This is a genomic window from Corynebacterium sp. HMSC075F02, assembly GCF_001838335.1.
Classification (GTDB): domain Bacteria; phylum Actinomycetota; class Actinomycetes; order Mycobacteriales; family Mycobacteriaceae; genus Corynebacterium; species Corynebacterium jeikeium_D.
Map to the genome: position 1 here is coordinate 84,497 of NZ_KV836314.1, position 26,241 is coordinate 110,737.

General features: G+C 59.3%; 20 protein-coding genes. 14 read left to right on the forward strand and 6 right to left on the reverse strand.

Annotated elements, in window-relative coordinates; genetic code table 11:
• Positions 1-246 precede the first annotated feature (246 nt).
• Positions 247-1,419 (forward strand): serine hydrolase, encoded by a 1,173-nt coding sequence (locus tag HMPREF2920_RS08055; RefSeq protein ID WP_049190092.1) that lies wholly within the window; start codon positions 247-249, stop codon positions 1,417-1,419.
• 128 nt (positions 1,420-1,547) lie between these two features.
• Here HMPREF2920_RS08055 and glgB read toward each other — a convergent pair whose 3' ends face one another.
• Together glgB and HMPREF2920_RS08065 are read right to left on the reverse strand one after the other, a co-directional pair.
• Positions 1,548-3,743: a 1,4-alpha-glucan branching protein GlgB gene (gene glgB, locus HMPREF2920_RS08060; protein WP_049190093.1), complete on the reverse strand. Its 2,196-nt coding sequence runs from the start codon at positions 3,741-3,743 to the stop codon at positions 1,548-1,550.
• 180 nt (positions 3,744-3,923) lie between these two features.
• Positions 3,924-5,954, reverse strand: a complete 2,031-nt coding sequence (locus HMPREF2920_RS08065) for an alpha-1,4-glucan--maltose-1-phosphate maltosyltransferase (protein WP_049172064.1) — start codon at positions 5,952-5,954, stop codon at positions 3,924-3,926.
• A 140-nt stretch (positions 5,955-6,094) separates the two neighbouring features.
• Here HMPREF2920_RS08065 and HMPREF2920_RS08070 point away from each other — a divergent pair, with 140 nt between their 5' ends.
• The 8 genes from HMPREF2920_RS08070 (at position 6,095) to HMPREF2920_RS08105 (ending at position 14,795) form a co-directional block, all read left to right on the forward strand.
• A complete protein-coding gene (locus tag HMPREF2920_RS08070) occupies positions 6,095-6,931 on the forward strand; it encodes an ABC transporter ATP-binding protein (protein WP_048735276.1) in 837 nt (278 codons plus the stop codon).
• Between the two features lie 6 nt (positions 6,932-6,937).
• A complete protein-coding gene (locus HMPREF2920_RS08075; protein ID WP_049172068.1) occupies positions 6,938-7,777 on the forward strand; it encodes an NUDIX hydrolase in 840 nt (279 codons plus the stop codon).
• Between the two features lie 54 nt (positions 7,778-7,831).
• Positions 7,832-9,016: a THUMP-like domain-containing protein gene (locus HMPREF2920_RS08080; RefSeq protein WP_049172070.1), complete on the forward strand. Its 1,185-nt coding sequence runs from the start codon at positions 7,832-7,834 to the stop codon at positions 9,014-9,016.
• 337 nt (positions 9,017-9,353) lie between these two features.
• On the forward strand, positions 9,354-10,139 hold the full coding sequence (locus HMPREF2920_RS08085) for an electron transfer flavoprotein subunit beta/FixA family protein (protein WP_049172072.1): 786 nt from the start codon (positions 9,354-9,356) through the stop codon (positions 10,137-10,139).
• Between the two features lie 54 nt (positions 10,140-10,193).
• Positions 10,194-11,138 (forward strand): electron transfer flavoprotein subunit alpha/FixB family protein, encoded by a 945-nt coding sequence (locus HMPREF2920_RS08090; RefSeq protein WP_016422471.1) that lies wholly within the window; start codon positions 10,194-10,196, stop codon positions 11,136-11,138.
• A 253-nt stretch (positions 11,139-11,391) separates the two neighbouring features.
• On the forward strand, positions 11,392-12,543 hold the full coding sequence (locus HMPREF2920_RS08095; RefSeq protein WP_049190139.1) for a cysteine desulfurase family protein: 1,152 nt from the start codon (positions 11,392-11,394) through the stop codon (positions 12,541-12,543).
• Between the two features lie 63 nt (positions 12,544-12,606).
• Positions 12,607-13,746: a tRNA 2-thiouridine(34) synthase MnmA gene (gene mnmA / locus HMPREF2920_RS08100; RefSeq protein WP_049190095.1), complete on the forward strand. Its 1,140-nt coding sequence runs from the start codon at positions 12,607-12,609 to the stop codon at positions 13,744-13,746.
• Positions 13,743-14,795, forward strand: a complete 1,053-nt coding sequence (locus tag HMPREF2920_RS08105) for a uroporphyrinogen decarboxylase/cobalamine-independent methonine synthase family protein (RefSeq protein WP_070549671.1) — start codon at positions 13,743-13,745, stop codon at positions 14,793-14,795. Before mnmA ends, HMPREF2920_RS08105 begins: the two co-directional genes overlap by 4 nt.
• A gap of 5 nt (positions 14,796-14,800) precedes the next feature.
• Here the strand turns inward: HMPREF2920_RS08105 and HMPREF2920_RS08110 are convergent, their stop codons facing one another.
• Both HMPREF2920_RS08110 and HMPREF2920_RS08115 read right to left on the reverse strand, forming a co-directional pair.
• A complete protein-coding gene (locus HMPREF2920_RS08110) occupies positions 14,801-15,961 on the reverse strand; it encodes an ATP-binding protein (protein ID WP_070549670.1) in 1,161 nt (386 codons plus the stop codon).
• A 140-nt stretch (positions 15,962-16,101) separates the two neighbouring features.
• Entirely contained in the window at positions 16,102-16,770 is a 669-nt protein-coding gene (locus HMPREF2920_RS08115) for a 3'-5' exonuclease (protein ID WP_048735295.1), read from the reverse strand.
• 96 nt (positions 16,771-16,866) lie between these two features.
• On the opposite strand from HMPREF2920_RS08115, the gene ligA reads away from it, so the two are divergent.
• Entirely contained in the window at positions 16,867-18,987 is a 2,121-nt protein-coding gene (gene ligA / locus HMPREF2920_RS08120) for an NAD-dependent DNA ligase LigA (protein WP_141750516.1), read from the forward strand.
• 39 nt (positions 18,988-19,026) lie between these two features.
• Here ligA and HMPREF2920_RS08125 read toward each other — a convergent pair whose 3' ends face one another.
• Entirely contained in the window at positions 19,027-21,393 is a 2,367-nt protein-coding gene (locus tag HMPREF2920_RS08125) for a glycogen/starch/alpha-glucan phosphorylase (protein ID WP_049172083.1), read from the reverse strand.
• A gap of 144 nt (positions 21,394-21,537) precedes the next feature.
• The gene (locus HMPREF2920_RS08130) at positions 21,538-22,203 is read right to left on the reverse strand and encodes an ACT domain-containing protein (RefSeq protein WP_048735304.1); all 666 of its coding nucleotides are present in this window, start codon (positions 22,201-22,203) and stop codon (positions 21,538-21,540) included.
• Positions 22,204-22,430: 227 nt separating this feature from the next.
• Between HMPREF2920_RS08130 and gatC the strand changes: the two genes are divergently transcribed.
• The 4 genes from gatC to HMPREF2920_RS08150 all read left to right on the forward strand — a co-directional run bounded on the left by gatC (position 22,431) and on the right by HMPREF2920_RS08150 (position 26,238).
• Positions 22,431-22,724 carry an Asp-tRNA(Asn)/Glu-tRNA(Gln) amidotransferase subunit GatC gene (gene gatC / locus HMPREF2920_RS08135; RefSeq protein ID WP_005509328.1) on the forward strand — a complete coding sequence of 98 codons (294 nt, stop codon included), beginning with the start codon at positions 22,431-22,433 and terminating at the stop codon, positions 22,722-22,724.
• A 15-nt stretch (positions 22,725-22,739) separates the two neighbouring features.
• Positions 22,740-24,254 (forward strand): Asp-tRNA(Asn)/Glu-tRNA(Gln) amidotransferase subunit GatA, encoded by a 1,515-nt coding sequence (gatA, locus tag HMPREF2920_RS08140; protein ID WP_049172086.1) that lies wholly within the window; start codon positions 22,740-22,742, stop codon positions 24,252-24,254.
• A gap of 115 nt (positions 24,255-24,369) precedes the next feature.
• Positions 24,370-25,437, forward strand: coding sequence for a FecCD family ABC transporter permease (locus HMPREF2920_RS08145; protein WP_370449368.1), 1,068 nt, complete (start codon positions 24,370-24,372; stop codon positions 25,435-25,437).
• Positions 25,438-26,238, forward strand: a complete 801-nt coding sequence (locus HMPREF2920_RS08150) for an ABC transporter ATP-binding protein (RefSeq protein ID WP_049172090.1) — start codon at positions 25,438-25,440, stop codon at positions 26,236-26,238. It abuts the gene before it with no gap.
• Positions 26,239-26,241 lie beyond the last annotated feature (3 nt).

Below are 26,241 nucleotides of genomic sequence, written 5' to 3' on the forward strand. Positions count from 1 at the left end.
ATGTGCAGCTCAACTGCCTGGGTGTACCGTTGGACATTGATTCTTTTAATCATGTCTATATTTAATCCATTGTTGCACAAAAGCTGCGCCCCAGTGCAACGAGATTTTTCGGAAGGTGGTAATCTTCCAACAGTTCTCAGTGGTTTACAGCAGTTACCACTGCATCTCATCCACCTGTTCACCTCAGACAGTTCATACTGCGCTAGGTGCCTTTGGTCTTCAGTTTTCTGCAGCCAGGAGTTTTGCATGCGACTTCGCCCCAAAGCCCTTCGCGCTACTTCCGCCTCGGTCATTGTTGCGCTTTCGGCCTCGACTCTGTTGGCGGGGTGCACCATCGATGTCCCAAGCACCACCGGGTCCAAGGCCACCACTGCTACCACAAAACCTAATGCTCCAGATAACGGTTGGGATGCTTCCGAGGAAGTCACCTGGTCTGATGCACAGGACGTCCTCGATACTGCGGCTAAGAGTTTCTCCGACAACTATGGCATTGATTTAGGTGTCTATTTGCGTGTCATTGACGGTCCATACAAAGGGCTCACGGCGTCGGTAGGCGAGGATACGAAGGAGTACTCCGCATCGACCATCAAGGCTCCGTTAGTGGTTACTGCGCTGAAGAAATTCGGCGATGACCTAGACAAGACGGTGACGGTCGATTGGGACAATGGTGTTGGCGGAAGCGTGATTGGCCCTGGCCAATACACGCTCGACGGGCTGTTGCAGTACGTGATGCGGTATTCGGACAACACCGCGGCGAATGGGTTGATTGACGCTGTCGGTGGTTTCGACGAGGTCAACAAAACCATCAAGGAAGCCGGTGTTGATGACAAGCGCTACCACCTGGGCAACAAGTTCAACATCCCCAATCCCAGCGGTGATCGGTCCTGGTTTACTCCCTCTCAAGCTGCGCTGTTCATGGCACGTCTCCAGGAAGTGGCCGATGGCACCTCAAAGCACAACTTCATTACCAAGGACACGGCACAAACTGCATTGACCTACCTCACTTACGGTGGTTCGCAGAAGTTTGTGATGTACGTCGGCTCCGCAGTCCAGAAGACCGGTGACACTGCCGAGGGCGTTAATGACCACGGTATTTTGTACACCGCAGCCGGCCCCATCGCTTACGCCATTACGACGCGCTTTGATGAGGTGCCGCTCAATGAGCTTACCGACGGCCTGCTCGGCCAGCTGGGTTCCCAAATAGCCCAGCTTCTGCCGGATTACAATCGCCTTGGTAAGGATGGCAAGCCACTGACTGCTAAGCAGGCTGCGACGTGGAGCGCGGATGAGGATGGCGACGGCATTCCTGATCGTATCGGAACCGACAGCATGGATGGATCCGGGTACATCGATGATTCAGATTCTGCGAATTACAACGAATCTTTGGAACCTGACTGGTTCAATCCGTTCCGTGGATAGGACCTGGATACGCTCCCCAAAACAAAATTGCCCGTGAGTCAGGTTTTCAGGCTGAAACTCAGATCACTGAAAACCGTGCAGCACGGGCAATTCCTATGTGATTGTCTTTTGTTTGGCTGGATTCGGGACTAGCCCTGCCACTTCAGCCAAACGGCGGTGTTGGCCGGCAGCACCAAATCAATCGAGTGAGCCTGGCCGTTCCAACCGTGCTCGACCGCGGTCACAGTACCGTTTTCACCGTAGCCGGAGCCCTCGTAACGCGATGCGTTTGTGTTCAGAATCTCCGTCCATTGGCCACCGCGCGGTACGCCAATCTTGTAGATTTCCTGCGTGGTTCCCGACAGGTTATAGACGCAGGCGACGACCGAGCCATCGGTGCCGTAACGGACAAAGGACACAACATTGTTTGTGGAATCATCCGCGTTAATCCACTGGAAGCCCTCTGGGCGGTCATCCTGGGTGTAGAACGCTGGGTTTTCCTTGTAGATGGCGTTGATGTCCTTAACCAGCAGTTGAATGCCGCGGTGGAATTCGCCGCTCCAACCTTCGAGGTTGTCCCAAGCCACGGACTCATCGTGGTTCCACTCGTGGTTCTGGCCAAGATCCTGACCCTGGAATAGAAGCTGCTTGCCCGGGTGCGCCCACATGAAGGTCAGGAAAGTACGTAGGCCTGCGGCCTTATCCCAATCGCCGCCCGGCATGCGCTCCCACAGCGAGCCCTTGCCGTGCACGACCTCGTCGTGGCTAATCGGCAGAATGAACTCTTCCGAGTAGGCGTAGACCATAGCGAAAGTGAGCTCATGGTGGTGGTAGGAGCGGTAAATCGGCTCCTTGCTGAAGTACTCCAGCGTGTCATTCATCCAGCCCATGTTCCACTTCATAGAGAAGCCCAAGCCACCGTGTTCGGTAGGTGCGGTCACTCCCGGCCAAGAAGTGGATTCTTCGGCCACGGTGAGGAAGCCCGGGTTGTGCTTGTGTACAGTGGCGTTGAATTCCTGCAGGAACTGAACAGCATCGAGGTTTTCACGGCCACCGTACTGGTTCGGCAGCCACTCGCCTTCATTGCGGGAGTAGTCCAGGTACAGCATGGAAGCCACTGCGTCGACGCGCAGACCGTCGATGTGGAACTCTTCTGCCCAGTACAGTGCGTTGGCGTAGAGGAAGTTGCGTACCTCGTTGCGGCCGAAGTCGAAAACGTAGGTGCCCCAGTCGCGCTGCTCGCCGCGACGCCAGTCCGGGTGCTCGTAGCAAGCCGTGCCATCGAAGCGGGCAAGTGCGAACTCGTCCTTCGGGAAGTGCCCCGGAACCCAGTCCATGATGACACCGATGCCAGCGGCGTGGAAGGCATCAACTAGACCGCGAAACTGGTCTGGGGTGCCGAAGCGACTGGTCGGAGCGTAGTAGCCGGAAACCTGATAACCCCAGGAACCGGTGAACGGGTGCTCACATACTGGCATGAACTCCACGTGGGTGTAGCCCATGTCGACCACGTAGCGCACCAGCTTCTCCGCCATAACTTCGTAGCTCAGGCCCTGCTTCCAGGAACCCAAGTGGACCTCGTAGATAGAGATGGGCTCTTCGGTCCAGTCTGTGTTGGCGCGCTTTTCCATCCACGCTTGGTCACCCCAGGTGTAGTCGGAGGTCGCGACAATCGACCCGGTAGCCGGTGGGAGCTCAGCAGCACGCGCCATCGGGTCGGCCTTATCGCGGCGCTGTCCCTCCGGTGTCGTGATGGCGAACTTGTAGACTTCGCCCTCACCCACACCCGGGATGAACAGCTCCCAGATACCTGCACCACCCATAGAGCGCATTGGGTACTGCGCGCCGTTCCACATACAGAAGTCACCGACCACGGCTACGCCACGTGCGTTCGGAGCCCAGACCGTAAACGAGGTGCCTTCGACCGTACCCAGCTCTGTGTCGTAACTGCGAAGGTGAGCACCGAGAACCTTCCACAGTTCCTCATGACGTCCTTCGCCGATTAGGTGCAGGTCACCAGCGCCAATAGTGGGGAGGAAACGGTAGCCGTCGGCACGCTCTACGGTTTCGCCGGAGTCCCACGTAATGCGCAGGCGGTAGTCGAAGTCATCGCCGCCTGGGACGAGGGCGGTGAAGAAACCGTCGCCCAGGTTCTCCGCTTCAAACTCGCCGCGCGTGCTGACGACAGTAACTGCCTGAGCGCCGAAGACCCTCGTGCGAATAACCGTGTCACCGTCCACGACGTGTGCGCCGTAGATGCTGTGCGGATCGTGATGGGTGCAGTAGCGCAGGCGATCCATATCGCCGGAATCAATTGCGAGGCGGGGATCTGTGTGGGCTCCCATGGAAGGTCCTTCCGAAGCGTTTCTAGGTAGGTGAATGTGAAGTTGTTGAGTTCAGTTCTAAAGAAATAGAGGGAGGTAGGGGACAGTGGGCTGCTAACTCACCCGCCAGCCTAACGACGAATCGTTGCGACAGTGGTCAGGTCAGCGGCCCACTAACCCCGAAAGTTCCCAGCAAGCGTTCTAGCCCTCGTAGTCGGGGACGTCGCGCCAAGCCAACTTGTGGCGGAGCTTGACATCGATTTCCGGCAGCTTGATGATGTGCGCGACGTTTTCCCACGGTGCCAGGCGGACGTAGTTGTCCTTGCCCCAGTTGAACTGGTTGCCGGTAATCAGGTCAGTGACATCCATGCGGTCGTGGTTGCGGAGCCCAATGCGATCCATGTCGAGGTGCACGGTAGCTTCCTGGGCATTCCACGGATCGAGGTTGAGAACAACGAGGATGGCATCGCCGGTGACCGGATCGAGCTTCGAGTAAGCCAGCAGGTTGTCATTGTCGATGTCGTGGAAGTGCAGGTTGCGCAGCTGCTGCAGAGCCGGGTGCTCGCGGCGAATCTTGTTCAGCGTGGCAATGAACGGCTCCAGCGAGTTGCCGGTGGCCAGTGCCTGGTCGTAATCGCGGCTGCGGAGCTGGTACTTCTCGCTGTCGAGGTACTCCTCGGAGCCCTCCTTGACCGGAACGTTTTCAAACAGCTCGAAGCCGGAGTACATGCCCCACAGCGGAGATAGGGTGGAAGCCAGCGCGGCGCGGATGGCGAAGGCTCCACGGCCGCCCTTGACCAGGAAGTCATGCAGAATATCTGGGGTATTGACCCATAGGGATGGGCGAGCGATGTCCGCATGGCGGGTAATCTCCTCGCCGAATTCGGTCAGCTCTTCCTTCGTAGTCTTCCACGGGAAGTAGATGTAGGACTGAGTGAAGCCAGCCTTGGCCAGACCGTAGAGACGGGCTGGGGCGGTGAAGGCCTCGGCGAGGAAGATGACCTCCGGGTTGGTTTCGTGAACGGTTTCAATCAGCCATTCCCAGAAGTTGCCCGGCTTGGTGTGGGGGTTATCCACGCGGAAGACCTTGACTCCACGCTTGACCCAAAACTTCACTACACGCAGAACCTCTGCGTACAGGCCCTTGGCATCGTTGTCGAAATTCAGCGGGTAGATGTCCTGGTACTTCTTCGGCGGATTCTCGGCGTAGGCAATGGTGCCGTCCGGCAGCACGGTGAACCACTCCGGGTGAGCCTTAGCCCAGGGGTGGTCCGGTGCACACTGGAGCGCTAGGTCGATAGCGACCTCGAGGTCGCGCTCCTTAGCAGCCTTGATGAATTCCTTGAAGTCCTTTTCGTCACCGAGGCTCGGGTGGATGGCGTCGTGGCCACCTTCTGCGGAGCCGATAGCCCACGGAGATCCGACATCGCCCGGTTCCGGGGTCAGGGTGTTGTTGCGACCCTTGCGATTGATTTCACCGATTGGGTGAATCGGGGGCAGATAGACCGTGTCGAAGCCCATGCGCTGAGCGCGATCAAGCTGTGCAACCGCAGTCTTGAATGTGCCGTGCAGCAGCTCGCCATTTTCGCCGTAACCACCGTTGGAACGAGGGAAGAACTCATACCAAGAGGAGTACAGGGCTTCGCGGCGGTCAACCTTGATCTTGCGGGTCTTTCCGCGGGTCAAAAGGTCGCGCACCGGGTGCGCCTGCAAAATGGCGCGGGTCTCGTCGGAAAGCGCGGCTGCAATGCGGGCGCGAAGATCGCCGTCGCCGCGCAGACCTGCGGCGATGGAGCGTAGGTGGTTGCGGTGGATAGCAGCGGCACCAGCGGCGGCGCGGTCGAAGAGAGCGGCGCCAATTTCTAGATCATTAGCGAGTTCAGCTTCGCTCTGACCGGCCTCGAACTTCTTGGTGATAGCGTTGCGCCACGTTGCCATCGGGTCGGACCAGGCATCAATGCGAATGGTCCACAGCCCGGGAACATCTGGGACGAAGGTGGCATTGACCTGATTTGGATCATGGTCAGAAAAGTGCATTGGGATGCGCTGTGAGCGGGAAGCAAAAGCTGATTCCTTCGGCCCCTTGACGTTGAGCGTGGCGTTCATCGCGTCGTGGCCTTCTCGCCAAATGACGGCAAAGGTTGGGACGACTTCACCCACTACGGCCTTCGATGGAGTTGCACCACCGTTGATTTGAGGACGGATGTCATCAATACCGATTCGACCAGTCATAAAAGACGTTCTCCTAATTGTCGGCGAGCTAGGTGAAAATCGAAGCAAAACCATCTCGAGTGAACTCGATTTGCTCTCTACCGAGGATAGATGAGAATGTCCAAGCGCACATTTGGGCAAAGTTAGGGCACCATGGATGTGTGGCTGAATTGGAAGAAGACTTTAACGAAGATTTGCTACTCGACTTTCGCGACGTAAACCTCATCCGTGGTGGCCGTACGCTGGTCGGGCCGGTCGATTGGCAAGTAGAACTTGACGAACGCTGGGTCATCATGGGGCCGAACGGTGCAGGCAAAACTTCTTTGATGCGCATTGCTGCAGCGGAGGAGTTCCCGTCTTCAGGGGTGGCCCATGTGATGGGCGAGCAGATTGGGCGCACCGACATGCGTGATCTGCGCACCATGATTGGTTTGACATCATCGTCGATTGCTCACCGCATTCCCAATGACGAAAAGGTCGCGGACCTTGTTATTTCCGCCAGTTACTCCGTCCTGGGGCGCTGGCGTGAGACCTATGAAGAGATGGATTTCGAACAGCTCTCCGAGATTCTCGAGCGCATGGGTGCTGAGCATCTTGCAGACCGCACCTGGGGCACTCTCAGTGAGGGAGAGCGCAAGCGCGTACTCATCGCACGAGCCATGATGGTCAACCCCGAATTGCTGCTTCTCGACGAGCCGGGAGCCGGACTCGACCTCGGCGGTCGCGAGGACCTCGTCGGTTACTTAGGCGAACTCGCACTCGACCCGGATGCGCCGGCGATGGTGATGATTACGCACCACCCGGAAGAAATTCCGTACGGCTTCACCCATGCGATGCTCCTCGACGAAGGCAATGTCATCGCACAGGGGCTTATTGACGACGTCCTGACCAGTGAGAACCTGACCAAGGCTTTCCACCAGGAAATCGTCGTCGATCGCATCGATGATCGCTACTTTGCGCGCCGGGCACGGCCTGCTGGAAAGCACCGGAAGAAGTAGACGCTCATGGCGGTTCCGACACCTGAAACCCCGAATACACCCGCGTCGCCGAAACTGGCTGCGACTGTGTTGCTGCTCCGCGACACCCACTGCGGGCTCGAGGTCTACGTTCAAGAACGCGTATCCTCAATGCGCTTTGCGGCCAACATGACCGTGTTCCCCGGCGGTGGAGTAGACCAGCGTGATTTCCCCGCTGTCGCGAATGAGGTCATGGCCGTGACCGAGCTGTTGGAGGCCGACCCCGAGTCGCGGATCGCGCAGGCTTTTAACGTCGACTGCGCGCGGGCGCACGCGCTCACCTGCGCGGCCGTGCGTGAGACCTTTGAGGAAACAGGCACTCTGTTGGTTCGCGATGCTGGCGGTGAGATTGTCGCAGATGGTCACCGCTTCCACCGTCAGCGACGACAGTTGGAAGCCCACGAGTTGTCATTGACGGATTTCCTTAGCAATGAAAATCTGGCGCTCGATGCCGAACTCGTCAGTCCTTGGGCTAACTGGGTGACACCCGAATCCAACCCCATTCGCTACGACACCTATTTCTTCCTCGCCGCGCTTCCCGACGGTCAAAGGGCCGACGGTGACACCTCTGAGGCATCATCTTCAGGTTGGTTCCGACCGACTACGATTTTGGATGGATGGCGCCGTGGGCTACTTGGCCTCATGCCTCCGACCTGGGCGCAACTAACTCGCTTGGACGGCGTCAGTACTGTGGCCGAGGCTCTCGAGGCGGCCAGAAACACTCCGGTGCGACGCACCAGTAGTGACTTCCTCGGGGAACCTTTTATGGATGAGTACTTTGCCGTTGCCACCCACATGGGGCATTTGCGCAAACGTATGAACCGTTAGCCGACTACTCAACCCCCGTTAACCGGTTGATCCCTAGTTGGAAGGAGATAACGAGTGTCCCTGTCCGCTGCAGAGGTGGCCGCTGTTGCTGCTCACCCGGAGTGGCTAGATGAGGCCGACCAGCTCGCGCTCACTAAAAAGTCTCTGATTGCAGACTCCGCGCATCTACGCCAACACTGTGGCGAGTTTGGTCGCGCGGTCATTGAAGTTGCGGCAGCTCGGCGTTCGGCGGTCAGCAAACTGCCAGGGGACTGGATCTTCTCTTCCGAAGCAGCGCAACAGGCCACGCCCTTTGTCGTCGCGATGGCTCGCGCCCGTAGGCTTGCGGATCTCGGTGTCGAAGCAGTGGCCGATGTGACCTGCTCCATTGGTACTGAAGTGGCAGCAATTGACCACGAGGGCCTGACCGTTGTCGGGTCTGATCTCGACCTTGCGCGGCTGGCCATGGCGCGGCATAACGTCGGCAAGAACATCTTCGCGCAGGCCGATGCTTTGCAACCGGCCTTTGACGCACCCGTCATTGTCGCTGACCCTGCACGCCGCTCCGGTGGTCGCAGGATCACCAACCCGGAGGACCTGCTTCCGCCACTGTCGGCGCTCATAGCCGCCTGGCCCGACAAAGAACTAGCTATCAAATGTGCGCCGGGCCTCGACTTCAGCGAGTGGAGCGGGGAAGTAGCTGTCACTTCGGTCGACGGTGCGGTCAAGGAGGCGTGTCTATATACGCCGGGGCTGGTCAGAGTTACCGAGGGGCAATCCGTAACGCGGTCGGCGATGGTTGTCCAGACCGTCGATAAGCACAGGCCATTAGAGTTGTCGGCGGTGAACGTGCAGACATACGACGACACCATGCCTGACGACATCGACGTACGGGCGGCCGGTCGGTACATCATTGACCCGGACGGAGCAATCGTGCGCGCCGGGCTGGTGCGGCATTTTGCGGCGGCACATGGGCTGTGGCAGCTCGATGAACGGATTGCGCATCTTAGCGGTGATGCGTTGCCACAGGGCATTGCCGGGTTTGAAGTTATTGAGCAAGTGAATTTGAAGCAGGTTCGCAAGGCGCTGGCGGCGTTGGATTGCGGGGCGGCGGAGATTCTCGTGCGCGGTGTGGACGTGAACCCGGACGTGTTGCGCAAGCAGTGGAAGCTGAAAGGTGCCAGGGCATTGGCGGTGGTGATCACGCGTATTGGGCGGAGCGCGACGGCGTTTATCTGTGAGCCTCGAGAGATCGGTTAAGGACCGCGTTACGACGGAAAATTGGTGGGGGTAGCCTGTTGGGGATCGGTGTTTGCTGTTGGCGAATACCACGGAGGCAACTGCGATCGGTTGCGTATTATTAACCTCTGACATGCGGAAATGGCATGTTAGCGGGTGGGGTGGGCTCGTGACGTGAGAAAAAATTTAAAAAAATAACGACATTGTTATCTGGATCACCTTCGCATTGGCGACAGGTTCTGTTATCTTCAACACAGACGACCTAGAGCGTGGCCTGGTTCACTTTATTGTGAGGTGGCTTGCGAAGTAAGGTCAGATAAACGTTCACCAGTAATCAACCAGTAAGGACGACAGAAAAATGCCGAACATTGTGGTTCTGGTCAAGCAGGTTCCGGACACCTGGTCCGAGCGTAAGCTCACCGACGACAAGTTTGTCCTCGATCGTGAGTCTGCAGACGCAGTTCTCGACGAGATTAATGAGAACGCTGTTGAGGCTGCCCTGCAGCTGAAGGAAGAGCACGGCGGAAACGTTACCGTCGCAACTGTAGGCCCGGATCGTGCCATCGAGGCACTGCGCAAGGCTCTGTCCATGGGTGCTGACGATGCCGTCATTCTTTCGGACGACGCACTTGAGGGCTCTGACGCAGTCCAGACTGCATGGGCTCTGTCCAACGTCATTGACACCCTCGAGGATGTTGACCTCATCATCACCGGCAACGCCTCCACTGACGGTGGTACCGGCTCCGTTCCGGCTGTCCTCGGTGTTTACCGCGACCTCCCGGTTCTGACTCACCTGCGTTCCGTCGCTATCGACGGTGACTCCATCACCGGTGAGCGCGAGGTTGAAGACGGCATCTACCAGCTCAAGGCATCCCTGCCGGCAGTCGTCTCCGTCACTGAGAAGGCAAACAGCCCGCGCTTCGCATCCTTCAAGGGCATCATGGCCGCTAAGAAGAAGCCGGTCACCGAGCTGACCCTGGACGATGTTGCTGCTGAGGCAGAGCAGGTTGGTCTCGAAAACGCTGCTACCGGTGTCACTGGCTCCACTCCGAAGCCGGCTAAGACCGCTGGTGAGCGCATTAACGATGAGGGAGACGGCGGCGCCAAGCTGGCCGAGTACCTCAAGGCCCAGAAGTTCATCTAAGGCGCTTGACGCGAATAGAAGACAAATAGAGATACAAGTAGGAGAAAGATCACTATGACCGACGTCCTCGTTCTCGTCGAGCACGCAAATGGCGAGCTGAAGAACACCACCGCTGAACTGCTGACCGCTGCTTCCGCATTCGGCACCCCGGCCGCAGTTGTCGTGGGTACCCCGGGTACCGCTGCTGGCTTCGCAGACACCCTGGCCTCCTACGGCGCTGGCGAGATTCTCGCTGCTGAGTCCGACGATGCCGACAAGTACCTGATCACCCCTGAGGTTGACGTTCTCGTCGGCCTGGCCTCCGAGCGTGAGGTTCCGGTGCTGGTTTCCGCTTCCGCAACCGGCAAGGAAATCGCTGGCCGCGTCGCTGCGCTGACCGGTTCCGGTCTGCTGTCCGACGTTGTTGCTATCAACGATGACGCTTCCGTTAAGTACTCCATCTTCGGTGGCGAGTACATCGTTGACGGTGTCGGCTACGGCGCATCCCCGGTCTACGCTCTGCGTCCGGGCTCCGTTGACCCGGAGGAGAAGTCCGGTTCCGCTGACGTTACCGAGATTGCATTCCCAGAGATCGGCAACAACGCTGTCGAGATCGTTTCCTTTGCGCCGGCTGAGGGCGGCGACCGTCCGGAGCTGACCGAGGCTAAGCTGGTTGTTTCCGGTGGCCGCGGTGTCGCATCCGAGGATGGCTTCAAGAACGTTGTTGAGCCGCTGGCAGACGTTCTCGGCGCAGCTGTTGGTGCTTCCCGTGCTGCTGTTGACGCTGGCTACTACCCGGGTCAGTTCCAGGTTGGCCAGACCGGTAAGACCGTTTCCCCGGACCTCTACGTTGCTCTGGGTATTTCCGGTGCTATCCAGCACAAGGCAGGTATGCAGACCTCCAAGACCATCGTTGTGGTCAACAAGGACGAAGAGGCTCCGCTGTTCGAGATTGCTGACTTCGGTGTCGTCGGTGACCTGTTCGACGTTGTCCCGCAGGCTATCGAGAACCTGAAGTAATACGCACTTGCCTTAAGGCTGCTAGTTGCGTAAGGCTGCTGGCCGAGAGTCAACTCGGCTAGCAACTACCCGCTCGGGGTGGGCACAGATTTCCTGTCTGTTCCCGCTCCGAGCATTTTTTTGGTCCTACTCATCTGTTCGTGCAGACAGTGAGGTTTAACTATGGCGGATAGTGAGCATAAGCCGCACGCAGCGTTATACTGCCTGCATGCTTAATGACCACATCGTTGCCGCTCCGGACGAGAAGAGTGAAATGAAGTCTGCTGCGAAGACCCGTCACTTTGTGGATCATGCCGCGACTACGCCATTGCGCCCAGAAGCGCGCACGGCAATGGTCGAGAACCTAGGTCTGGCCAACCCCTCGGGGCAGTACGCCACCGCACGCATTGCGAAAAAGGTTCTGGAAGAGTCCCGAGAGGAAATTGCAGAGCTGCTCGGTGCCGATCCCATCGAGGTAGTTTTTACTTCCGGTGGAACTGAGGCCGACAATCTAGCGATTTCAGGCCTGTACTTCAAGGCCTCTGGCTCGGACATTGTGGTTCCACCAATCGAGCACGATGCAGTGTTGAAGACATGCCACCATCTGGAAAAGGAACACTGGGCCAAGATTGTTGAGGCTCCTGTAGGTGCTGATGGTCGCGTTGACATGGTGCAGTTCCCGGCGATGAGTCGGCAGAACACCGCGCTGGTGACGTGCATGTGGGCGAACAATGAGACCGGCACTATCCAGCCGGTGGAGGAGATTGCCAAGCGGGCGAAGGAGGCTCGCGTGCCTTTCCATATCGATGCTGTGCAGGCAGCCGGACATCTGCCAATTGATTTCCACGCAAGTGGCGCCACTACAATGGCCATCTCCGCGCACAAGTTCGGCGGTCCCCGTGGGATTGGGGCGCTGCTTGTTCGTCGTGAAGCGAAACTTACCCCGCATAACAACGGCGGCGGGCAGGAACGCGGACTGCGTTCGGGCACGCAGGACGTGGCGTCGGCGGCGGGCATGGCGGCAGGACTGCGCGCGGCGGTGGACGCGATGGCGGCGGACAATGAGCGAATCCGCGGTCTGACGCAGCAGCTCATCAGGGCAATCGTGCACATCGACGGTGCGATTATCCACACCAGCGAGCTCGCTTTGCCGGGGCACGTCTACGCTAGCTTCCCGGGCGCGGAGGCCGATAGTTTGATCATGCTGTTCGATGCGGCGGGAATTGACTGCTCTACGGGATCGGCATGTAGCGCGGGCGTTAACCGTCCCTCGCACGTGCTGATGGCGATGGGCGTTTCGGAGCCGGAAGCGCGATCGTCGATTCGTTTTACGCTGGGGTACACCTCGACGCAGGCGGATGTCGACGCCGTCATTTCGGCGCTGCCGGAAACGGTCGAGCGGGCGCGGCGTGCTGGCATGGCTTAGTTTTTGCCCCGTGGTGGTACGGTGACACGTGCACAAAATCTAGAGGGGAAAGGTTGCAACGCAATGCGAGTTCTTGCAGCAATGAGCGGTGGTGTGGATTCTTCCGTGGCTGCGGCGCGTGCATTGGCCGCAGGTCACGAGGTCGTCGGCGTGCACTTGGCGCTGTCGAAAGATCCGCAGTCCGTTCGCGCTGGATCCCGCGGCTGCTGTTCGCTAGAGGACTCCGGCGATGCCCGCCGCGTCTGCGATGAGCTGGGCATTCCTTTCTACGTCTGGGATTTCTCCGAGCGCTTCAAAGAAGAGGTCATGGATGACTTCTACGACTCCTACGAGCGCGGCGAGACGCCGAACCCATGCCTGCGCTGCAATGAACGCATCAAGTTCGCCGCTCTACTAGAGCGTGGCATCGCGCTCGGCTTCGACGCTGTGGTCACGGGGCACTACGCTTTGCTTGGCGACGACGGCCTGTTGCGCCGCGGCCGCGATGCGAAGAAGGACCAGTCCTATGTCCTGGGCGTGCTGGATCGCGAGCAGCTGCAGCGCTCGATGTTCCCGGTAGGAAACACCGAGAAGCCAGAGATTCGTGAAGAAGCCCGCGGGATGGGACTAGGCACTGCCAACAAGCCGGACTCTTACGACATCTGCTTCATCCCGGATGGCAATACCAAGGCGTTCCTGGGCGCGAAGATTGGCCGTCGCCCGGGCACCATTGTGGATAAGGAAACTGGCGACACTGTCGCTGAGCACGACGGTGTCTACGGTTTCACCATTGGTCAGCGCAAGGGGATTGGCCTGGCGGGGCCGATGCCTGATGGCAAGCCGCGCTATGTCACCGGCATTGACGCAGAGACCGGCACGGTGACAATCGGCACGGCTGCGGACTTGAATGTCAACGTGCTCGAGGCTGACCGTGCCATCTGGCTGGCCAACCCGGATGAGGTACTCGCTGCCTCGGAGGCCGGCAAGCTGCAGGTGCAGGTGCGTGCGCACGGTCGCCCCATCGACTGCCGCATTGAAGTGCTGGCAGGACCTGACGATGACGTCACCGGACGCGGTGGCGCCTTCCGGCTGCGCCTGAGCGATCCGCTTCGTGGTGTCGCTCCTGGTCAGGCCGCTGTTTTGTACCACACTGACACTGCGGGCGACTACGTGCTGGGCTCCGGCACGATTGTCTCGACCGCCCGTGAAGAGGACTTGTCGTGACCTCCTTTGTCGGCCTTGGCCCGATGCCGGGCCGCAATCCACACGAGGCGGCAGAGATTGTCATTGGCGAATGCCTGGAAGGTCACGTCACGCTACCGACGTTGCCCGCCCGTGGGTTCGGCGCCGATGCCGTCGGTCGCACGGCCGCCCTCATGGCTGACCTCGTCGTGGACAGGGGAGCGCGCTCCTGGAAAGTCGCCGACCGTCGTGGTCGCGCGAGTGCCTTGGCCACTGATTATCTCCACCGAGACATCGACGCGTGCGAGGAAGCGTGGGGACGCACCCCGCAGAAGATTCGCCTGACCGCTCTCGGCCCATGGACGATGGCGACTTCGGTGGAAAATGCCGCAGGCCATCTCATCGCCGTTGACCGCGGCGCCGTGAAGTACTTCGCGCAGTCGCTGGCCGCGGGATTGGCTTCCCACATCGCCGATGTCCGTCGGCGTTTCGACAGCGACATCGAGGTACTTCTGGCAGAACCCGCACTCGGCGCAGTCGTACAGGGCAAGATCAAGGCTCCGTCCATGCTGATGGGCAACGCGGGCTATCTCCCCGCCCAGGGGCACCGCGAGATCGCGGAGATCTTCCTCGAGGTCACGGGGCCGCTGCGTGACGACGACATCGAAGTGACCATCGCGCTGTCGAGCCCCGATGGCCTGGCTGTTCAGGCCTTGGCGGATTCCGGTGCGGCCGGAGTGTGGCTACCTCGCAAAGAACTGACCACCACGCAGCAACTGGATTTTGCGGCTGCCGTGGTCGGTGCCGATATGTCCCTGGAGCTGGGTATTGTGCCAGTGACGGTCACGGAGCGAGAAGAGCACACGGGCGTCCCGGTGGCGACACCGGCTCGAGCACTCGCTGAGCAAGCAGCGCTGTTCTGGGATGAGCTGGGCTATTCGCGCCTACAGATTGCTGAGAGCCTGAATCTGGCGCCGATGGGCGGCTTTGCTGCCAGCTCCAATGAAGAAGCACAGGCGCAACTCGGCGCAGGCCGCAATGCCACGGAGCTTCTTCGTCGGGCAGCCGGTGACTTGGCTCGCGACGAATAGCGACCTTATTCCACCAGCGTATTGAGGTAGTCGGCGAAGTAGGGAAGTGTGAATTCCACGTATCCGGTCGACGCTGACACAATCAGCTCGCGATAAATCAGGTCATGGCGAAGCTGTGAGATGCCAGAGAGTTTGCGTCCCATGGTCTCTGCGATGGCGCTCGTGGCCACGGGCTTTCCATTGGGGGAGAGGCGCGCCATCGCTTTGAGAAAATCAATCTGGCGAGGTGGTACTTTTCGCAGGCTGGGCGCATGAACTTGCAGCCCGATGCGGCGGATGGATTCCGCTGCCGCATCCGAGACATGCTGAGCGGTAATGGTGTCCGAGTGGGCCAACCTGGCCTTAGCCCAAGCGACTGAGCCAATGGTCTGTATGAGATACGGGTAGCCGTGGCTGAGTTCAGCGGCCAGCTCGACGGCATCCTCAGTCATCGCGCGTTCGCCGAGTTCTGCAGTTCTGCGAATGATGTCCTTGGTGGTCTCCACGTCCAATCGGCCCAGAGACACGCGCTCGGCACGGCGTAAGAATGTTGCGCCCTCTAGCTGGAGCAAGTCTTCGATACCGCTGGGCAGCCCGGCTGCGACAAAGGCAATCTCCGCATCGTCGCGATTTAGGTCCTGGATTGCATGGGCAATTTCGTTGAGCTGTGCGGGGTCTGCACTTTGCACCTCGTCGAGAGTGAGCAAGATGCCGGATTCCTGCGGCATGAGGAGAGCCGAGAGATCCTGAAGTTGGCTGAGCAGATTCCTGCCGGGCTCGGGCTGAGAAGTGCTGACTTCCGTCTTAAACCCGCCAATGCCGGCGATGGACAGGCCGGTGAGGTGACGGCCCTTGCCCGTCGGTGCACTGTCAATGGCACTGAAAGCGCGCGGAATGGTGACATCGGTGAGCTCAGAAATCATTTCAGAGCCGATGTGAGCACGCAGCACAATCCATCCCAGTTGCTTTGCTGCGGTTTCAAACTCGTTGAGAAGTACCGTCTTGCCGATTCCGCGGGTACCGGAAATTAGCGCGGTTCGCCAGGGATTACCGGGGCCTTCCGCCAGGGCCAGCTCAAACGAGTCCAGCTCGACATCGCGCCCACCGATGATGGCCGGGGATCGGCCGAATGTGGGGTGGAAAGGATTGCGTGGGATGGAGATGGCCTTGTCGCTGCGAGTGGTCACGCATCAATCATAGCAATGGATAATCCACATCGGCTTGGATAACTTGGATATTCCGCCGATGTTTTGGATATTCGGTTTTCGTTGGATAATCACAAAACTCTGGATATTGGGAGGGCCGGGGAGGGTGAGGGGGTCGCTGCTCAGTCCATCGGCCACCCAAAGGTGAAGTCCGACGTATCCTTACCCTTTTCGGTCAGGTACTGCTGCAGGTTCTTCTTGTACTGGTAGTACGCGACGGCCTGCAGCTCCATCAGCTCTTCTCCCGATTTTTCGGTTAGCTCCCGGTAGTGGCGCGCCATCACCCATGCGATGCGCGCAGCCGCCAGAGCATCTTCGGTGGCATCATGTGCCCCGTCCAGGCGCACCTGATAATGGCGGGAGACATCAGTCAATGTGCGTTTTTCGCGACGTTCCGGGTCGAAGTAATTATCCAGCACAAAGGGGTCGACGACGAGGCCGTCAACGGTAAAACTGGGATCCTGCGAGCGCAGTACCGTCAGATCATAGGCCGCGTTATAGGCCACTACGGTCAGACCATCGCGCCAGGCAGCTCGAAGGCCGGCAATGGTATCCGCTAGCACTTCATCGTGCGGGCGTCCCTCCGCGCGAGCTTTTTCAGTGGTGATGCCATGCACATCAGACGCAGCTTGCGGAATTTCGACACCGGGATTAGCGAGCATGATGGTGGAATCTTTGCCCTGCTCAGTCAGTCGGACCAGTGCGGAAGTGACAATCTTGCAGGTGCGAGGATCCGTGCCGGTAGTCTCCAGATCAAACGCGAGCATGCGTCGCGGATCGAAATTATGCATGTCTCAACTGTAGCGGAGAGTGCGGATTCGCTGAGGGGCAGGAACAAGGTCAAGAGAATTTCCGTGTCCTCCGGCGCATCCGGGCAATGACATAGAATGAGCGACGTGACTTCCTCGACCGATGAGAACTCCGACCTGTCAACCTCCGATTTGTCTTCGTTTTCCAGCGCCCCCGCCTCCGAGCCAGCGCCGGCGGACGTCCGGGAGAAGTGGCAAGATCTAGCAACTCGCATTCGTGAAAACGCTGCGCTGTACTACACCGCGCAGCCGGTTATCTCCGATGCTGAATACGACGAGATGTTCCGTCAACTGCAGCGGTTAGAGGAGCAGTGGCCCGATCTGGTGGTGCCGGACAGCCCCACGCAGCAGGTCGGTGCGCAGGTCGACACGCCTGCCGACGGGGAAGTGTTCGAGCCTGTTGAGCACCTCGAACGCCTTTACAGCTTGGACAATGTTTTCGATGAGCAGGAGTTGCGCGGCTGGCTGGCCCGCACCCCGGCCAGCACGTATCTGACCGAGCTGAAAATCGATGGCCTGTCTATCGATCTGGTCTATGAGAATGGCCGCCTTGTCCGGGCGGCCACCCGCGGAGACGGCCGCGTGGGGGAGAACGTCACCGCCAATGCGCGCACTATCGAAGATATTCCGCATGAAATCAGCGGCGAGAACATCCCCGACGTGCTCGAGGTGCGTGGTGAAGTCTTTATCTCGTTGGAAGAGTTCGAACGCATCAACGCCGATCGCGTCGAAGCGGGTCAGAAGCCGTTTGCCAACCCCCGTAACGCCGCCGCCGGTTCCCTGCGACAGAAGGATGTTGCAGAAGTGGCCAAGCGCCGGTTGTCCATGATTTGCCATGGAATTGGTCATATCGAGGGCTGGCGTCCACAGTCTCAGCACGAGGCCTATCGTGCCTTGGACGAGTGGGGTTTCCACGTGTCGCCGTATACAAAGCAGGTTCATTCCGCGGATGACGTCGTCAAGCAGATGCAGTACTGGGGCGAGCACCGCCACGACGCCATCCACGAGATGGACGGGCTTGTGGTCAAGGTTGACTCCCTTTCCGAGCAGCGCGCGCTGGGCGCGACCTCGCGGGCGCCGCGCTGGGCGATCGCGTATAAGTACCCGCCAGAAGAGGTCACCACGGACCTGCTGGATATTCGAGTCTCCATTGGACGAACTGGTCGTGCGACGCCATATGCCGTGATGAAGCCGGTTTTCGTGGCCGGGTCAACTGTCGAGATGGCGACGCTACATAACCCTTCTGAAGTGCACCGAAAGGGTGTGCTCATCGGGGACCGTGTGACTATCCGCAAGGCCGGTGACGTGATTCCAGAGGTGCTCGGTCCCGTGGCCGATCTCCGAAATGGTAGCGAGCGAAAGTACATTTACCCGACTCTCTGCCCCGAGTGCGGTACTCGTTTGGCTCCGGCAAAGGACAGCGATGCCGATTGGCGTTGCCCCAATACCCGCTACTGCCCAGGCCAGCTGCGTCGTCGAATTGAATTCCTCGCCTCCCGCTCCGGGTTTGATATCGAAAACCTGGGGGAGAGGGGCGCTGCCGATTTGATTCATCGCGGCGTGCTTGACGACGAGTCCCGCCTCTTCGACCTCACCGAGGAAGATTTGCTCGGCACTGAGGTCTACACTACGGCTTCGCGGAAAACGCTGAATGCCAATGGTAAGAAGCTGTTGGCCAATATCGAGGCAGCTAAGGATAAAGAGCTGTGGCGCGTATTGGTCAGCCTGTCCATTCGTCATGTGGGCCCAACGGTGGCGCGGACCTTGGCACAGAAGTTCGGCTCGATGGAGGCGCTGCGCGCTGCGAGCCGCGAAGAGATTTCGGCCATCGACGGTATCGGCGAGATCATCGGCGATTCCGTGGCTGACTGGTTCGAGGTGGACTGGCACCGCGAGGTTGTCGAGCGCTGGGAAGCTGCCGGTGTGCGTATGGCCGATGAGGTCGCCGATCGTCCAGATCAGGTGCTAGAGGGATTGACCGTGGTAGTCACCGGCTCTTTGGAGGACTTCACTCGCGACAGCGCGAAGGAAGCCATTATCTCCCGTGGCGGTAAGGCCGCAGGGTCGGTGTCGAAGAAGACCGACTACGTGGTGGTTGGCGAAAACGCCGGTTCCAAGGCCACAAAGGCCGAGGAGCTGGGCTTGCCCATCCTCGACGAGGATGGGTTCAAGCGGTTGCTGGAAACTGGGCAGGCCTAGCTGGGGCTTGGCCCAGCCAGGATTTGGCCCAGCCGGGGCCTAAATCTTGGTCTCTTCCAGCTTCCAGACCTCATTGGCGTAATCGCGGATGGTGCGGTCGGAGGAGAAGCGGCCCGAACGGATGATGTTCAGGAAGCACTTCTTGGCCCACGCCAGCTCGTCGCGGTAGTCCTCGGCCATGCGGTCGCGGGTTTCGCGGTAGTCAGCGAAGTCGCCGAGGACGTAGTAGACATCGGCTGGCTCGTACCCGTTGGACTCCAGCAGCGAGAAGTGCAGGTCGTGGAACATTCCGCTGCCACCGTCAGCAAAAGTGCCGTCGACAAGCGAATCGACCGCGCGTTTGAGACCCGGCACCGTTTCGTAAGTGCCACGCGGGCTGTAGGTGCGGCGCAGCTCCGGCAGTTCCTCTTCCAGCGCACCGAAGATGTAGGCGTTTTCTTCGCCGGCGGCGTCGACGATTTCGACGTTTGCGCCGTCCATGGTGCCCAGCGTCAGTGCGCCGTTCATCATGAACTTCATGTTCGAGGTACCCGAAGCCTCCTTACCGGCAGTGGAAATCTGCTCGGAGACGTCGGTGGCTGGGATGATGTGCTCTGCCGGGGTGACGTTGTAGTTCTCAACGAAGGCGACCTGCAGGCGACCGTCCATGTCCGGATCGTTGTTGACCTTGTCCGCGATAGCGTTGATGAACTTAATGATGGCCTTCGCGCGAACGTAGCCTGGGGCGGCCTTGGCACCGAAGATGAACACGCGCGGTGGCACGTCCAGCGCTGGGTCTTCCTTGATGCGGTAGTAGAGATCCAGGATGTAGAGCGCGTTGAGAAGCTGGCGCTTGTACTCGTGCAGACGCTTAATCTGGGTATCGAAGATGGCGTCCGGGTTCACCGAAATACCCTGGCGGTGTTCCAGCCAGGTGGCGAAGTCCTTCTTGTTCTCGTGCTTGATGTCGAGAATCTCACGCAACACGGCCTCGTCGTCAGCAAACTTTTCGAGCTCAGCGAGCTTGTCCAGGTCGGTGACCCAGGCGTCCGAACCCGACAGGCGAGTCAGCAGTGCCGACAGGCGCGGGTTGCACTGGTTGAGCCAGCGGCGCGGGGTGACTCCGTTGGTCTTGTTGTTGAAGCGCTCCGGCCAGATATCGTGCCAGTCCTTCAACGTTTCGCGCTTAATGATTTCCGTGTGCAGAGCGGCAACACCGTTGATGGAGTACGCGGCGTAGCAGGCAATCCATGCCATGTGGATACGCCCGTGGGAAATCGGCGCCATGTAGTCAATCTTGCCCTGGTCGAAGCCGCGCTCCGCGAGGTCTTCGCGGAAGCGGCGGTCGATCTCACGGGTGATCTCCAGAACGCGGCCGAAGAGACGGTCAAAAATGGAGTATTCCCAGGTCTCCAACGCTTCTGCCAGAACGGTGTGGTTGGTGTAGGCGAAGGTGTTGGACACGACGTTCCAGGCGTCGTCCCAGCTCATATCGTGCTCATCCAGGAGCAGACGCATCAGCTCTGGGATCGCGAGCACCGGGTGGGTGTCATTGAGCTGAATGGAGTTGTACTTGTGGAAATCGCGCAGGTCCTCGCCGTGATTCTCGATGTAAGAATCAATCATCGTCTGCAGCGAAGCCGAGACGAAGAAGTACTGCTGGCGAACGCGCAGGACCTTGCCGTCATAGGTCGAGTCATTCGGGTAGAGCACGCGGCACAGGTCATGGACGCGCTCCCGTTCGACAATGGCGTCGGTGAAACGCTGTGAGTTGAAGGCGTCATAGTCGAACTCACGCATTGGCTCCGAGTGCCACAGGCGCAGCGTGCCGACGTTATCGGTGCCATAGCCGGTAATTGGCATGTCATATGGAACAGCGCGCACGACCAGGTCATCAAAGGTGACAATCTTGGACAGTTCCTCGCGACGAATAACGAAGGGGTAGCCCTCTTCCATCCACGGATCCGGGTGCTCATCCTGGAAGCCGTTTTCAAAGCTCTGCTTGAACAGACCGTAGCGGTAGAGGATGCCATAACCGGTCACCGGCAGATTCTGCGTGGCACAGGAATCCAGGAAGCAGGCGGCCAGACGCCCCAGGCCACCGTTACCGAGAGCGGCGTCGTGTTCGGCCTCGAGCACGTCTGTCAGATTCTTGCCGTACTTTTCCACCGCAGCGGAGGCCTCATCCACGAGGCCTGCATTGAGCAGGTTGTTCAGCAGGGCGCGACCCATGAGGAACTCGGCGGAGAAGTAGTGCTGCTGGCGGGTAGCAGCGTATGCCTCCGTGGTGCGCTGCCAGTTGTCCGCTAGGTCATCGACAACAACCCGTGACAGACCGGACCAGAATTCCATCTCAGTGGACGACTGGGGGACACGGCCGGATTCGGCACGCACGTGGGATCCGACGAGGTCACTCAAGTTCGACATCAAAGAAGCTCCTTATTGACTGGTATCATTTCCAGACTTTACCGCTAAGCGTGAATCACTGCGCTCCATAGGGGAGGAGCCATAGGGTAAGAGCTTCGAGCAGAAGGGAGCAGCCCACAGAAGGGAGCAGCCCACTAGCCGCTGCTAGTCGATAATCGCACCGACAATCGTGCCAATACGTCCCAAGTGCTCAACCTCACTTGGCAGGAAGTCTGGCCCGCCGGGCCGGCCAATAACGAGAACGAGGCCCTTGCCCATTGGGGTAGCGGCAATGGAGGAGTCCATAACCGTCCAGTCCTCCGGAAGCCACGTTTCTTCGTCCGGATCCAGGTTTCGTGGCGAGTCAATCGGGGCTTCCGGCAGAGTCCGGCCGTTATCCTCTGGAGCAGCGGTAGAGGAAGCGCGACGTACCCACCGGCCATCGCTCTGTTCGCCGAGGACGATAGCCCAGCCGGCAGTCATAGTCTGAGGCAGGCCGTCGACGACATCTCCGAGGGCACGATCCAAATTCTTCGTGTGCTGTGAGAACTTGGCCAGCAGCGCAATCTGTCCGCGGCGGTCGACCGAGCCGGAAAAAGGCCTAATTGAATCGACTTCCACTCCGCTAATGGACTGAGCCGCCGTAATCAGTGTGTCTGGGAGCAGGCCCATGGGCAGGTCAACCACGATGTCGTCGACAACAACGCCATTAGCGCCGTAATCTACGACATCGACACTGCGAATATCACCCTCTACTTCGCCCAGGGCAGCCGCGACGTAGCCAAGTGCGCCTGGTTCGTCGGGAAGCTGGATGCGAAGGAGGTAACTCATGGCTGTGTGTACAACCTTTCGAATAATTGAGAGTGATTCTTGCGGTGTAACTATAGAAGTAGTGATTTAGGCTACAGGGTAAACCTTTGAAATGTAAGACCCTGCGGACAACTGCTTGGCGACAACGACTACTGTTGGCAAGTACAGCCCGCTCGCGCGGTTCAAAATCAGTTTCAACTAAACTTCTGTGCACTAGCTTCGTACGAAGAAATGAAAGGGGTACTAGCGTGCCAGCTATCTCACGCGATGAGGTCGCACACCTAGCGCGATTGTCCCGTCTGGCTCTGACTGACGCGGAACTCGACGAGTTCGCCGGTCAGATCGACGGCATTATTAACCACGTCCAGGCCGTTCAAAAGGTGGCTGCGGATGATGTGGAACCGATGAGTCACCCCTCTTCGCTGTCCGGTGTGATGCGCGAGGACGTCGTCAAGCCGACGCTGACTGCGGAGCAGGCGCTGGACCAGGCGCCGTCGCAGGACCGCCAGCGCTTCGAAGTTCCCCAGATTCTCGGCGAGTAGGAGTACGTGGAAGAAATGATTGCAGCTAACCCGAACCTGCATGCCGCTGTTGCTGAGGACCCGATTCTGGGGCTGAGCGCTTTTGAGCTCGCACAGAAGATTCACGCTCGTGAGCTGACCTCGGTAGAGGTCACCCAGGCGTTCCTCGACCGTATCGCGGCAATTGATGAGGACATTCACGCATTCCTGCACGTCGGTGCCGAAGAGGCCCTGGCTGCAGCTCGCAAGGTCGATGAGTCGCTGGATGCTGGCGAGGAGCCGGCCTCCGCGCTGGCCGGTGTTCCGCTGGCGCTGAAGGATGTCTTCACTACCACCGATGCGCCGACCACCTGCGCTTCCAAGATGCTCGAGGGCTACATGAGCCCTTACGACGCAACGGTTACTGCCAAGCTGCGTGCAGCTGGCATCCCAATTCTGGGTAAGACCAACATGGATGAGTTCGCCATGGGCTCGTCGACTGAAAACTCCGCTTACGGCCCGACTCACAACCCGTGGGATGTTGAGCGCACCGCAGGCGGTTCCGGTGGTGGCTCTTCCGCGGCGCTGGCCTCCGGTATGGCTCCGCTGGCTATCGGTACTGACACCGGTGGCTCGATTCGTCAGCCAGCAGCTCTGACCGCAACGGTCGGCGTGAAGCCGACCTATGGCACGGTATCCCGCTACGGCCTGGTCGCTTGCGCCTCCTCGTTGGATCAGGGTGGGCCGACCGCGCGAACCGTTCTGGACACCGCGCTGCTGCACGAAATCATTGCTGGTCACGACGAGAATGACTCGACTTCCACGGAGCAGCCGATTGCCGATGTGGTTGCTGCTGCCAAGGAAGGTGCTACCGGTGACCTCACGGGGGTTAAGGTCGGCATCGTCAAGCAGTTCGACCGCACCGAGGGTTACCAGGCCGGCGTACTGGACAGCTTCCACGAGGCCGTCGACAAGCTTAAGGAAGCTGGCGCAGAGGTGGTCGAGGTCGATTGCCCGAACTTCGACCACGCACTGAGCGCGTACTACCTGATTCTGCCGTGTGAGGTCAGCTCCAACCTGGCTCGTTTCGACGGCATGCGTTACGGCCAGCGTGTTGGTGATGACGGTTCGCACTCGGCCGATGAGGTCATGGCTATGACCCGTGCCGCTGGTTTCGGCGATGAGGTTAAGCGACGCATCATCATTGGTACCTACGCGCTATCGGTCGGTTACTACGATGCCTACTACATCCAGGCACAGCGCGTCCGTACCCTGATTCAGCAGGACTTCGAGCGGGCCTTCGAACAGGTAGATGTCCTGATCTCGCCGACCACTCCGACCACTGCGTTTAAGTTGGGCGAGAAGGTTGACGACCCGCTGAGCATGTACATGTTCGACCTGTGTACTCTGCCGCTCAACCTGGCCGGCATGTGTGGCATGTCCGTGCCGTCGGGCCTGGCTGAAGACACCGGCCTGCCGGTAGGCCTGCAGATTATGGCTCCGCGCCACGGTGACGATCGTCTGTACAAGGTCGGCGCTGCCTACGAAAAGGTTCGCGGCTCGATTGCATAAAGACGCTCAATAAGCCTTAGTCGGTTTTCTGCAACCGTCGTTTTCTCACTGAAGTGGGAGAGCGGCGGTTGTTGTCGTGTCGGGGAGAGTTTCATACATACGCAGGAACGCAAACATGGAGAGAGTTAGATTTAAAAACCCACCGCGGTTTATGCCTTGGATCTATGGGCTGGTCATTGTCATAGCCATTGCCGTCAGTCTGGTCGCTGCGGTGGTCTTCGGCTCGGCGGATATCACCTGGTCCACCACGACACAGGTCATTTCGCATCACATCTTCGGCATTGAGCTCGATGAATCTGTGCCCGCCAGTTCGGACACCATCGTCTGGAATCTCCGCGCTCCCCGGGGTATTCTCGCAGCGATTGTAGGGGCGGGGCTAGCTGTCTCCGGTGTGGCTATGCAGACATTGGTCCGTAACCCGTTGGCAGACCCATATCTGCTAGGTATTTCCGCCGGCGCCGGTGCCGGTGCGACCGCGGTGATTATCTTTGGTGCTTTCTCCGGTAGCCCCATCGCGCCGCTGACATTCGGTGCACTCCTCGGTGCAGTAATGGCCACCCTCGCGGTCGGTGCTTTCGCCACTGCAGGCGGTGGGCTGACTCCGCTGCGTTTGGTGCTCTCCGGCGTTGTGCTCTCCGCTGCGTTTTCCGCGCTGAGTAGCTTCATGGTCTTCGCTGGGCCAGACCCGAGGGCCGCGCAGTCCGTGATGTTTTGGATGCTGGGCTCTGTTGCCGGTGCGACATGGCTGAAGACGCTCTTCCCGCTCATTGTCCTCATCGCAGTACTGTTGTTTTTCCTGGTCAAAGCCCGTCATCTGGATGCGCTGGCAACTGGTGAGAGCACCGCAGCGGCCGTAGGTATTGATGTTTCTCGGCTACGCACACAGGTATTTGTGCTCCAGGCTGTCCTCGTTGGCACGCTCGTTGCGGTCTCTGGCGGCATCGGGTTTGTCGGCCTGGTGATTCCACACTTGACCCGCATCTTGGTAGGGGCCACGCACCGCGTTGTCCTACCGGTTGCTGCCCTCATGGGTGGACTGTTTCTCATCTGGGTGGACATCATCGCGCGCGTAGTGGGCGGAAGCCAGGAAATGCCGCTGGGAGTAGTCACGGGATTGGTTGGCGCACCACTTTTCCTCTACCTCATGAGCCGCTCGCACTACAGCTACGGAGGTGCTGAGTAAATGAGCGCTCTACCAAAATCTGTACTCGCCGCTAAAGATATGCGCTGTGATATCGCTGGGCGCACCATTGTCAGCGGAGTCAACCTCAACTTCGGTGCAGAACCCATGACCGCCATCATTGGTGTTAACGGCGCGGGTAAATCCACGTTGCTGCGTGCGCTCGGTGGAATCACGAAACCGGCCACGGGCGAGGTCGAGATTAACGGCAAATCGATGAGCTCAATCAGCTCGAAGCACCGCGCCCGCGATCTGGCTTTCGTCGCGCAAAACGAGGTTCCACCCGCCGAAATGCGCGTGCGCGACTTTGTCTCCCTGGGGCGCTTGCCCTACCAGCGCCTTTTTGGTGGCAACACCGCCGAGGACAATTCCCACGTCGACCGTGCGCTGGAGCTCGTGGGGTTGGAAGCGGTTGCGCAACGCCTGTGTGGGCAACTCTCGGGTGGGCAACGTCGTCGCGTGTGTCTGGCGCGTGCCATCGCCCAGGACTCGCCAATCATGCTTCTCGACGAGCCCACTAACCACCTCGACGTGCGCCATCAACAATCCGTCCTCCGTCTGGCCCGCTCCAGCGGAGCGTGTGTCATTGCCGCGATCCACGACTTGGACCTGGTGATGAACCACTTCGACCGCGTCATCGTGGTCGCGGACGGCGGTATCGCGGCCGACGGCATTCCCGCAGAAGTGCTTACCCGCGACTTTGTCGCCCAAATCTTTCAGGTTGAATCCTGTCAGCTCAATTCCCCCGCTGGCCGCCGCCACCTCGCAATCGATAGCGAGCTGGATGCTGCCACCATCAACTAGGAG